The sequence below is a fragment of the Glycomyces dulcitolivorans genome, assembly GCF_003265355.1.
In the GTDB taxonomy this organism is placed as follows: domain Bacteria; phylum Actinomycetota; class Actinomycetes; order Mycobacteriales; family Micromonosporaceae; genus Glycomyces; species Glycomyces dulcitolivorans.
In genome coordinates this window covers 1-10186 of the sequence record NZ_QFRW01000235.1, presented here as the reverse complement: position 1 = coordinate 10186, position 10186 = coordinate 1, and the positions used below count along the sequence as shown (strand labels likewise).

At 72.3% G+C, this 10186-nt stretch carries 8 protein-coding genes and 2 pseudogenes; 4 read left to right on the top strand and 6 right to left on the bottom strand.

Annotation, left to right across the window (positions count from 1 at the left end; translation table 11 throughout):
* Together DI269_RS29130 and DI269_RS15820 are read right to left on the bottom strand one after the other, a co-directional pair.
* A partial coding sequence (locus DI269_RS29130; RefSeq protein ID WP_157975028.1) for a twin-arginine translocation signal domain-containing protein occupies positions 1-82 on the bottom strand: 82 nt, incomplete at its 3' end.
* A gap of 117 nt (positions 83-199) precedes the next feature.
* Positions 200-766, bottom strand: coding sequence for a hypothetical protein (locus tag DI269_RS15820; RefSeq protein WP_112137489.1), 567 nt, complete (start codon positions 764-766; stop codon positions 200-202).
* A gap of 149 nt (positions 767-915) precedes the next feature.
* On the opposite strand from DI269_RS15820, the gene DI269_RS15815 reads away from it, so the two are divergent.
* Entirely contained in the window at positions 916-1881 is a 966-nt protein-coding gene (locus tag DI269_RS15815; RefSeq protein WP_112137488.1) for a GlxA family transcriptional regulator, read from the top strand.
* Positions 1882-1916: 35 nt separating this feature from the next.
* Here the strand turns inward: DI269_RS15815 and DI269_RS15810 are convergent, their stop codons facing one another.
* The 4 genes and pseudogenes from DI269_RS15810 to DI269_RS15795 all read right to left on the bottom strand — a co-directional run bounded on the left by DI269_RS15810 (position 1917) and on the right by DI269_RS15795 (position 7311).
* Positions 1917-3170 (bottom strand): MFS transporter, encoded by a 1254-nt coding sequence (locus tag DI269_RS15810; RefSeq protein WP_112137487.1) that lies wholly within the window; start codon positions 3168-3170, stop codon positions 1917-1919.
* Entirely contained in the window at positions 3167-4504 is a 1338-nt protein-coding gene (locus tag DI269_RS15805; protein ID WP_112137490.1) for a GH1 family beta-glucosidase, read from the bottom strand. The genes DI269_RS15810 and DI269_RS15805 overlap by 4 nt, the downstream gene beginning before the upstream one ends.
* A 124-nt stretch (positions 4505-4628) precedes the next feature.
* A pseudogene (locus DI269_RS29125) lies at positions 4629-6422 on the bottom strand (TIM barrel protein); the annotation flags it as partial.
* Positions 6423-6432: 10 nt separating this feature from the next.
* Positions 6433-7311, bottom strand: coding sequence for a shikimate dehydrogenase (locus tag DI269_RS15795; RefSeq protein WP_112137484.1), 879 nt, complete (start codon positions 7309-7311; stop codon positions 6433-6435).
* Positions 7312-7484: 173 nt separating this feature from the next.
* Between DI269_RS15795 and DI269_RS15790 the strand changes: the two genes are divergently transcribed.
* The 3 genes and pseudogenes from DI269_RS15790 to DI269_RS15780 form a co-directional block, all read left to right on the top strand.
* Positions 7485-8147 (top strand): TetR/AcrR family transcriptional regulator, encoded by a 663-nt coding sequence (locus DI269_RS15790; RefSeq protein WP_232822769.1) that lies wholly within the window; start codon positions 7485-7487, stop codon positions 8145-8147.
* Positions 8148-8366: 219 nt separating this feature from the next.
* Positions 8367-9701 (top strand): MFS transporter, encoded by a 1335-nt coding sequence (locus tag DI269_RS15785; RefSeq protein WP_232822768.1) that lies wholly within the window; start codon positions 8367-8369, stop codon positions 9699-9701.
* A gap of 176 nt (positions 9702-9877) precedes the next feature.
* Positions 9878-10186: pseudogene (locus tag DI269_RS15780) on the top strand (phosphatase); the annotation flags it as partial.

The window sequence follows — 10186 nt, the reverse complement described above, 5'->3', positions numbered from 1 at the left end:
CGAGGAGGGGCGCGGCGGCGGCCGCGGCCGCCGCCGCCGCGATCCGCTTGAGGGCCGTGCGCCTGGACTGTGGTGCGTGCATGTCGAACCGCCTTCGGTGCGTGGCGATGCGACCGCACCGGGAGGAATGCGATCACATCGAACCTTTTCAATATATGGTGCGGATCGGGCGCACATTTGTCAACGGGTTCCTACGCGTTCACCCGCCCACGGCGACGGCGATCATCGCGGCGGCGGCGATGACGTCGAGGAAGAGGCAGAACTCGGTCATCGAGCGGACCACGACGCGGCCGGTCTGGCGGTGCCAGACGTCCCAGGCGGCGTGGGCGAGCAGGCCCGCGGCCACCAGGTAGGCGGCCGTGTCGCCGCCGATGGCGAGGACGGCGACCGAGGCCGCGCCGAGGACGACCATCGCCAGGGACTGGAGCGGGAACCCCTCGAAGGGGCGGACCGCGCCGCGGATCAGGCCGTAGAGCGCGAAGGCCGCGGCGATGCCGAGCAGGACCCAGGTGGTGGCGTCCTCCCAGGGCGTGAACCCGGCGGCGCCGATGATCACGAAGGTCAGCCAGAACACCGGCCAGGCGGCGCGGGGCCGCTTGAGCGCGGCCGCGCCGAGGTAGACGAGGCCGGAGGCGGTGAGCACGGGCGCGAGGTCGGCGCCGGTGGCGAGGTCGTAGGAGACGAACGCACCGAAGGCGATGCCTGCGGCGACGGGCCAGAACCGGAGGACTTTGTTGCGGGCGAGTTCAGGGGCGGCGGTCGACATTGGAAGCTCCTCGTATACCTGGAGGGGGTATCTGACGAGTTCTACGATCCGCCTGCGGAACCTCCGGGTCAAGCCGGGAGGACGCCGAGGTCCGAAATCTTGGGATCCTGGTCTTCCGGACCCCGCCCCATCGGTTCTAGGCTGGAGGCATGGACCCGCACCGCGTGGTCGTCGTCGGCTACGACGACGCCGAACTCCTCGACATCGCCTGCGTCACCACCACACTCGACGCCGTCCGCCACATCGACCCGCGGCTGCGCTACGACATCGCGCTCGCCACTCCCGGCGGCGGCCCGATCACCTGCACCTCGGGCCTGGTCCTGGGCGGCCAGACCGCACTTGAAAGGGTCCGCGGCCCCATCGGGACGCTCATCGTCTCCGGCGGCCTCGGGCACACCGGCGCCGCCGACGACGAGCGGATCGTCGGCCACGTGCGCCGCCTCGCCCGCGAGAGCGACCGCGTCGCGTCCCTGTGCACCGGCGCGAGCGTCCTCGCCGCGGCCGGGCTCCTCGACGGCAGGCGCGCGACCACCCACTGGCGCTTCGCCGACGAGCTCGCCGCGGCCTTCCCGAAGGTCACCGTGGACCCGCGGCCGATCTGGGTCAAGGACGGGAACGTCTACACCGCAGCGGGGGTCACCAGCGCGCTCGACCTCTCGCTGTCGTTCATCGAGGCCGACTTCGGCGCCGACATGGCCCGCTGGGTCTCCCGCGCCATGGTCACCTACCTGCACCGGCCCGGGAACCAGGCGCAGATGAGCATGTTCACCGCCGCGCCCGCGGCCGACCACGACATGGTCCGCAAGGTCACCGACCACATCTCGGGGGCGCTCGACGCCGACCTCTCGACCGAGGCGCTGGCCCGGCTCGCGCGGGTGAGCCCGCGGCACCTGACGCGGCTGTTCCGCGCCCACCTGCGCCAGAGCCCCGGCCGCTACGTCAGGAAGGCCCGCGTCACCTCCGCGGCACAGCTGCTGACGACCACCGACCTGCCGGTGGCGCGCATCGCCGCGCGCTGCGGGTTCGCCTCGGCCGAGGCGCTGCGCCAGGCCTTCGCGAAGGAGTACGGGATCGCGCCCTCGCAGTACCGGACGGTGTCCTCAACGGCCGGTTGAGATCCGGTGCCGGTGCTCGGCGGCACGGTGAGGGGCTAGGGCACGGATTTGATGGGCCACACCAGGATGCCGCCGAGGAGGGTGACGCCGGCGGCGACGGCGTAGAGGCCGGCGTAGCCGCCGAAGCCGGCGATGATCGGGGCGGCGAGGGCGGGGCCGAGGACCTGGGGGACGGTGGAGGCGATGTTGATGATGCCGAGGTCCTTGGCCCGGTCGGAGGCGGCGGGCAGGACCTGGGTGATCAGGGCCTGGTCGACCGAGAGGTAGACGCCGAAGCCGGCGCCCATGATCGCGGCGGCGGCGATGGCGGCGGGCCAGGTGTGCCAGAACGTCAGGATGAGCGCCGCGATGGTGATGACCACTGAGGACGCGGTGACGAGGGCCTTGCGGCGGCCGATGCGGTCGGAGACGATGCCGCCGGCGACGGCGGTGGCGATGACGCCGCCGGTGTAGAGGAGCGTCAGGATGAGGACGCCTTCCTCGGGGTTCGGGTAGCCGACGGCGTCGTCGAGGAAGTACAGCAGGTAGAGGGTGCCGGTGGCGTTGCCGAGCATGACGAGGAAGCGCGTGAACCAGGCCCACGCGAAGTCGGGGTGGGCGCGCGGGGAGACCCAGAACGTGTCGAGGAGGGCCCTCCAGGAGAAGGCGGGGCGGGCCTGGCGCGGCAGCGGCGGGTCGGGGGTGGCCAGGACGAAGGGGAGGGCCATGGCGACGGCGGCGAGGCCGATCACGAGGTAGCCCGCGGGGATGTCGGTGACGAGCATGGTGACGATGACGGCGCCGACGACGAGGCCGAGGGCCTGCGGGAAGCCGATCCAGCCGGAGACGACGGCCCTTTGGCGGACGGGGACGTGGTCGGGGATGCCGGCGTTGAGGCTGGCGTATCCGGCGTTGAGGGCGGCCTGGGCGAGACACCAGAACAGCAGGACGCCGAGGACGGTGGTCTGGGTGCCCAGGAGGCACAGGGCGACCGCGCCGAGGGCGATGCCGCCGATCGTCCAGGGGTGGCGGCGGCCGAAGCGGCCGGTGGTGCGGTCGGACAGGGCCCCGGCGAGGGGGTTGGCGACGACGGCGACGAGCGCGCCGACGCCGGTGACGAGGCCGAAGGCGGCGACCTTGCCGTCCTCGTCGATGTCGGCCAGTTGCAGCGGGAGGAGCACCTGGATCGGGGTGAAGAAGGCCATGTAGAGGCCGAGCATGGCGGTGGTGATGCCGCCGATCCAGACGCGGCCGACGTTCTGCTCGGGCTCGGCGAGGGCGGGGTGGGGGGCGGGCGGGGCGGCGGTCATGGGCGCTGTTCTCTGATCAGTTCGGCGTACCGGTCGAAGGAGTCCTTCGGGGTGCGCGCCTGGGTGTCGAAGTCGACGTGAACGAGGCCGAAGCGCTGGTGGTAGCCCTCGGCCCACTCGAAGTTGTCGAGGAGGCTCCACACGAGGTACCCGCGGACGTCGGCGCCCTGCTCGACGGCGGCGGCCATGGCCCTGACGTGGGCGTCGAGGTAGTCGATGCGGGCCTGGTCGCGGATGCGGCCCTCAGCGTCGGGGGCGACGTCGTAGGAGCAGCCGTTCTCGGTGACCCACAGGGGCGGGAGGGCGTCGCCGTAGTCGGCGGTGAGGTCGAGGAGGGTCTGCGTGAGGCCGGAGGGGATGACGGGCCAGCCGAAGTCGGTGGTGTTCACGTGCTCGAACTCGGCGAGTTCGAACGGGAGCGGGGTGGTGCCGGGTTCGGGGGCGACGACGCGGGTGGGGTTGTAGTAGTTGACGCCGAGGCCGTCGAGGGGCTGGGCGATGGCGTCGAGGTCGCCGTCCTTGATGAACGGGAGGGGCCCGTCGAGGCCGAAGCCGCCGAGGTCGGGGTAGGCGCCGAGGAGGACGGGGTCGGTGAAGACGCGGCGGTGGAGGGTGTCGTAGGCGAGGGCGGCCTCGGTGTCGGCGGCGCTGCCGCTGTAGGGGATCGCGGGCGTGTAGGAGTTGGTGAGCATGACGTGCGGGGCCCCGGCGCCGCGGAGCGCGGCGGTGGCGAGGCCGTGGCCGAGGAGCTGGTGGTGGGCGACGGGGAGCGCGTCGAGGAGGTAGGTGTGGCCGGGGGCGTGCTGGCCGAGCGCGTGGCCGAGGGCCATGTGCTCGAAGGGTTCGTTGAGGGTGATCCAGTGGGGCACGCGGTCGCCGAGGCGCTCGGCCACGATGGCGGCGTAGTCGGCGAAGCGGTGGGCGGTGTCGCGGTCGAGCCAGCCGCCGCGGTCTTCGAGGGCCTGCGGGAGGTCCCAGTGGAAGAGGGTGGGCATGGGGGCGATGCCGGAGGCGAGGAGGGCGTCGACGAGGCGGTCGTAGAAGGCGAGGCCCCTTTCTTCGGCGGGGCCGGTGCCGTCGGGCTGGATGCGGGTCCAGGCGATGGAGAAGCGGTAGGCGTCGACGCCGAGGCGCGCCAGGAGGGCGACGTCCTCTTCGTAGCGGTGGTAGTGGTCGCAGGCGGTGTCGGCGGTGTGGCCGTCGCGGATCTTGCCGGGGGTCGCGGTGAACGTGTCCCACACGGACGTGCCGCGGCCGTCCTCGGTGGTGGCGCCTTCGATCTGGAACGCCGACGTGGCGGCGCCCCATGTGAATCCGCTGGGCAGGCGCGGCATCGCGACCACGGGCACCTCCGAAAGTGACGTGAGTAACGTTCGTGAAGATACCAGGTTGCGAACCGGCCGGTAACCCCTCTTCAGCTGCTGTTGCTGCGCCCGCCGGTCGTGGCCCGGTTCGGCGCAGGCGGGCGCGGCGGTGGGCGGCCATGCGGACGGGCGAGTTGAGGGCGCCGTAGCCGGTGTAGCCGCCGAGGCGCTGGACCGCTTCGAAGAAGACGCGGGAGCCGAGCACGGGCGTGTAGCAGTGCAGGAGTTCGCCGTGGTCGTCGCGGTCGTACAGGAGCGAGTGGGTGCGGAGCCGCTCCAGGAGCGCGGGGGCGATGCCGCGGGCGTCGAGGTCGTCGTAGTAGTTGTCGGGGATCGGCAGCAGGAGTCCGGCGTCGTGCAGTCGTGCCGCGACCTGGCCGATGTCCTTGGTGGCGAAGGCGACGTGCTGGGGGTCGGGGACGCCGGGGGCCCAGTCGCCGCGGCGGACCGCGGCCACGCTCAGGGCGATGCGGACCCGGCGTTCGGCGTCGGTCATCGAGAGGTTGCGCACGAGCCCGAAGGGGGCCGCGACCTCGGCGGGGACCTCGGGGTGGAGGCCGAAGACGGCCCGGTAGAACAGGGCGGCGCCGTCGAAGTCGTCGGTGCCCTGGGTGAGGGCGACGTGGTCGACGGCCAGGCCGGTGCCGGGGGCCGCGCCGGTGCCGTCGAAGTCGGCGCGCCAGCCGGTGCCAGTGCCGGTATCAGTGTCGGTGCGGCAGAAGAACACCGGGGTCCCGTCGAGGGCGGCGATGGCGGCGAGGTCGGCCTCGTCGGCGCGGTGCTCGCGGGGCAGGACGGGGGCGAGGAACCGCTCGGCGCGGCGCGCGGAGGCGGCCGGGTCGGGGCTCTCGACGGCGATCGCGGCGACCTCGGTCTCCTCCCCCGCGCGGGCGGCGGTGTTGACCAGGACGCGGGCGTTCCCGCTCTCCCACAAGGCGACCGGTTTGGACCGGTGGCGGCCGGTCTCGGCGAGGCCGAGCGCGGCCAGGGCCGCGGCGACCTCGGGCGCGGCCGCGGGCCCGGCGCCGATCTCGGTGAACGCGAAGCCGCGCAATGGAAGCGGCGGCTCGGCGGCGGGGTCGACGGCCTCGTGGAGGCTCAGGAGCGACCGCTTGGCGTCGACGGCGGCCGTTCGCGGGTCGGACTGGCGGAACACGTCGTTGAACACTTCGAGCGACAGCGGCCCGGCGTATCCGGTCTCCAGGACGGTGCGCAGGAACCGGGCGAGGTCGAAGGCGCCCTGGCCGGGGAAGAGCCGGTGGTGGCGGCTCCACTGGAGGACGTCCATGTCCAGGTGCGGGGCGTCGGCGAGCTGGAGGAAGAACAGCTTCTCGGGTGGGATGACGCGGATCGGGGAAATGTCGGACCCCCGAGAGAGGATGTGGAAGCTGTCCAGGCACAGGCCGAGGTTCGGGTGGTCGGCGCGGCGCACGATCCTCCAGGCCCGGTCGAAGGTCGAGACGTGGCGGCCCCACGCGAGGGCCTCGTAGGCGATGCGCACGCCGTGGGCGGCGGCGCGTTCGGAGAGGAGGTGCAGGTGCTCGGCGGCCAGGTCGTCGTCGTCCACTGAGTCCGGATGGACGGTGGAGCACACGAGCATGAGGTCGGCGCCCAGGCGCTCCATGACCGCGAACTTGCGTTCGGCGCGGTGCAGGTTGGCGCGCAGCAGCTCGGGAGGGACTGCCTCGAAGTCGCGGAACGGCTGGTAGAGGTCGATGCTCAGGCCCAGGTCGGCGCAGCGGGCTCTGACCTCCTCGGGGCCGTCGGCCGCGGCGACGAGGTCGGGTTCGAAGACCTCGACGCCGTCGAAGCCCGCGGCGGCGGCCGCGGTGAGCTTGTCGTCGAGGGTACCGGAGAGGCAGACGGTGGCGATGCCGAAGCGGGGCATGGGTTCCTCCTCAGCGCGCGGCGGCGAGCAGGTCGAAGTGGCGGAGCATCCGGTCGGCGTCGGGTTCGGCGCCGGTGAACAGGCGGAATGAGTCCACGGCCTGGAAGACGGCCATGCGGCCGCCGTCCAGGACGCGGCAGCCGGCGGCGCGGGCGGCGGCGAGCAGCTCGGTCTCCAGCGGGAAGTAGACGACCTCGGCGACCCACAGGTCCGGGCGCAGCAACTCCGACGGCACCGCCGTGCCGGGATGCTCGGCCATGCCGGTGGGCGTGGCGTGGACGAGGCCGTCGGCCTCGGCGATCGCGGCGTCGAGGTCGGCGACGGGGCCGGCGCTGATGCGGTCGCGTCCGAAGTGGGCGCCGAGCGCGTCCACGAGCCGGGCGGCCCGGTTCCGGTCGAGGTCGAGGACCCGCACGTGCCCGGCGCCGATCCCCAAGAGCGCGTGGGCGACCGCGGCCCCCGCGCCGCCCGCGCCAAGGAGGACGACCCGGTCGAGTGCGGCCCCGGCGAGGCCGCCCATCGCGCTGCGGGCGAACCCGGAGGCGTCGGTGTTGTAGCCGACCGCCTTGCCGCCCTTGAACAGGACGGTGTTGACCGCGCCGAGGACCGCGGCCTCCTCGGAGAGCCCGTCGAGGTGCGCGATGACGGCCTGCTTGACCGGGTGGGTGACGTTCAGGCCGGTGTAGCCGGTCAGCTGCGCGGCCGCCAGCAGGTCCCCGATCCGGTCGGCCCCGACCCCGATTTCGAGGAGGTCCAGGCGCCGGTACTGGTAGCGCAGGCCCAGCGCGTCGGCCTCGCGCTCGTGGAGCGCGGGACTGAGGGAGGGCCCGATCCCGGCGCCGATGAGGCCGATGAGGTGCGCGCCGGGAGCGCCGAAGTCAGTGGGCACGGGGGCCTCCTCGCAGTGCGGCAACAATGTACTAACTGGTTACTTCAACTTAGCAACCTTGTGCGCGTTTGGAAAGGCCCCCTCGCATCGGCGTGCGGCCCAAGGCACCGCGCCGACCCGCGGCTTGGCGGGTTAGAGTTGCGAGTCCGCCACCCGTCGACATGGGGGTCCGCTTGAGCACCCAGCCGCCCGGCACCGCGCCGGCCCCGAGCGCCGACCGCGTCCGCGACCCCCAGCGCACCCGGGCCGAGATCCTCGACGTGGCCACCAACGAGTTCGCCGCCAACGGCTACGCGGGCGCGCGGGTCGACGAGATCGCGGCCAAGACCCGCACCACCAAGCGGATGATCTACTACTACTTCGAGAGCAAGCAGGGGCTCTACCTGGCGGTCCTGGAGCAGGCCTACTCGGTCATCCGGTCCCTGGAGCGGCAGGTCGACGTCGAGCACCTCGACCCGCTCGCCGCGCTCCGCGAGCTCGCCGAGCTGACCTTCGACCACCACGAGTCGCACCCGGACTTCATCCGCCTGGTCAGCATCGAGAACATCCACGGCGCCAGGCACCTCGCCCAGTCCGAGATGCTCCCGAGCCTGGCGGCGCCGGTCCCCGAGCTCATCGGGCGCATCCTGGAGCGCGGCTGGGCCGCCGGCGTGCTCCGCGAGGACGTCGACGCCCTCGACGTCCACATGCTCATCAGCTCCTACTGCGTCTTCCGGATCGCCAACCGGCACACCTGGAGCACCATCTTCGGCCGCGACATGCTCGACCCGGGCCGCCGCGAGCACTACCGGACGATGCTCGGCGACATGGTCGTCGACTACCTCTCCAAGCGCTGACCACACCGGCCACTCCCGCAACATCGAAGGGCCGCAATGCATGCTGCCCGCCGACCAGCGCGTACTCGTCCGCTTCGCCCCCTTGACAGCGCCGCCGCGCTCGCGAATGATCGGATATTAACCAAGCAGTACATAACTATCCAGTACGTTCATCGTCGTGCCGATGGGATGACTGCACCCCGCCGCCCATGCAATGGCGCACAGCCGGAGGAGAACACCGTGTCCGACCACCCCGCCCCTCAAGCCCCGCAGCACCGGGGCGCCCCCAGGAAGACCGCCGTCGCCGCCTGGATCGGCTCCGCCCTGGAGTACTACGACTTCTTCATCTACGGGACCGCCGCCGCCCTCGTGTTCGGCCAGGTCTTCTTCCCCGCCTCGCACCCCGCGACCGGGACCCTGCTCGCCCTCGCCACCTTCGGCGTCGGCTACGCCGCCCGCCCGATCGGCGCGGTCATCCTCGGACACGTCGGCGACCGCTTCGGCCGCAAGAAGGTCCTCGTCTTCACCCTCCTGCTCATGGGCGCCTCGACGTTCCTCGTCGGGTGCCTGCCGAGCTACGAGTCCATCGGCGTCGCCGCGCCGGTCCTCCTCGTCGCGCTGCGGCTCCTCCAGGGCCTGTCGGCCGCGGGCGAGCAGGCCAGCGCGAACTCGATGAGCCTGGAGCACGCGCCCGCGCACCGCCGGGCGTTCTTCACCAGCTGGACGCTGAGCGGCACGCAGGCCGGGCAGCTCATCGCGACCGCGGCGTTCCTGCCGGTGGCGGCCCTGCCGGAGGAGGCGCTGCTGTCGTGGGGCTGGCGCGTCCCGTTCTGGGCCAGCGTGGTCATGGTCGTGGTCGGGTACGTCATCCGCCGGAAGCTGGAGGAGACGCCGGTGTTCGAGGACGCGGCGAAGTCCGGCGAGGTCGTGAAGCTGCCGCTGGCGGTGCTGCTGCGCGACCACTGGGCGGACGTGCTGCGCGTGGTGTGCGCGGCGCTCATCGCGTCGGTCTCGACGATCTTCACCGTCTACGCGCTGACGTACGCGGTGAACACGGTGGGGCTGGAGCGGACGCCGATGCTGTGGGTCGGGGTCGCGGCGAACATCCTGGCGGTGGCGCTGATCCCGCTGTGGGGCAACGCGGCCGACCGGTTCGGTCGCAAGCCGGTGTTCCTGACCGGGTCGATCGGGTGCGGGATCCTGATCTTCCCGTACCTGTGGGCGATCTCGACGGGGAACTGGCCGCTGATCTTCGGGCTTGGGGTCCTGCTGTTCGGTCTGGTGTACCAGGCGGCGAACGCGACGTGGCCGTCGTTCTACGGGGAGATGTTCACCGCGCGGGTGCGCTTGTCGGGCATGGCGATCGGGACGCAGATCGGGTTCGCGATCAGCGGGTTCCTGCCGACGATCGCGGTCGCGCTGGAGGGCGCGGACAAGGGCGCGTGGGTGCGGGTGGCCGTGTTCACGGCGGTCATGTGCCTGGTCAACGCCATCGCGGTGGCGACGGCGCGGGAGACGTCGAAGGTGCCGACCGAGCGGCTGGGCCTGAAGGAGACGCCCGCGCGGGTGGGCTGACCCGTTTCGCCCTCGCCTCGGTCGAATCCGCACTACCGTGGCGAGGGCGTTCTCCTGGAGTTCACTCGACGTTGGTGGAACCGCCCACCCCTGCCGCATAGCGTCCGGGGCGAGAGACAACCGAACGCGACGAGACCCCCGCGCGCGTTCCCCATCGGACTGCCATGGAGAAGCGAATGCAACCCCAGAACCCGGAGCGCCGCCGCTTGCAGCTGTTCCCGTCCGTGCACGGCTCGCGCTCGGCGATCACCTGCATGTACCGCTGCGGCGACGCCTGTAGCCACCCGGTTCCGAACACCTCCGACAACGAGTACCTGGGCGACGTGATCGCCAAGGCCGTGTCGCGCCGCGGCCTGTTCAAGGGCGGCGTGGCGGCGGGCCTGGTGGTGGGTGCGACCGGTGCGGTCGCCGCGCCGGCCTTCGCGGCGGACGCCGACGGTTCGGCGGCCTCGGCGCGCTGGGGCCGGGGCCCGCGGGGCCTGGAC

Excerpts from the sequence above, each read along its gene's own strand:
- DI269_RS15815 (WP_112137488.1), top strand. The coding sequence starts at position 916 with ATGGACCCGCACCGCGTGGTCGTCGTCGGCTACGACGACGCCGAACTC.
- DI269_RS15820 (WP_112137489.1), bottom strand. The coding sequence starts at position 766 with ATGTCGACCGCCGCCCCTGAACTCGCCCGCAACAAAGTCCTCCGGTTC.
- DI269_RS15805 (WP_112137490.1), bottom strand. The coding sequence starts at position 4,504 with ATGCCGCGCCTGCCCAGCGGATTCACATGGGGCGCCGCCACGTCGGCG.
- DI269_RS15810 (WP_112137487.1), bottom strand. The coding sequence starts at position 3,170 with ATGACCGCCGCCCCGCCCGCCCCCCACCCCGCCCTCGCCGAGCCCGAG.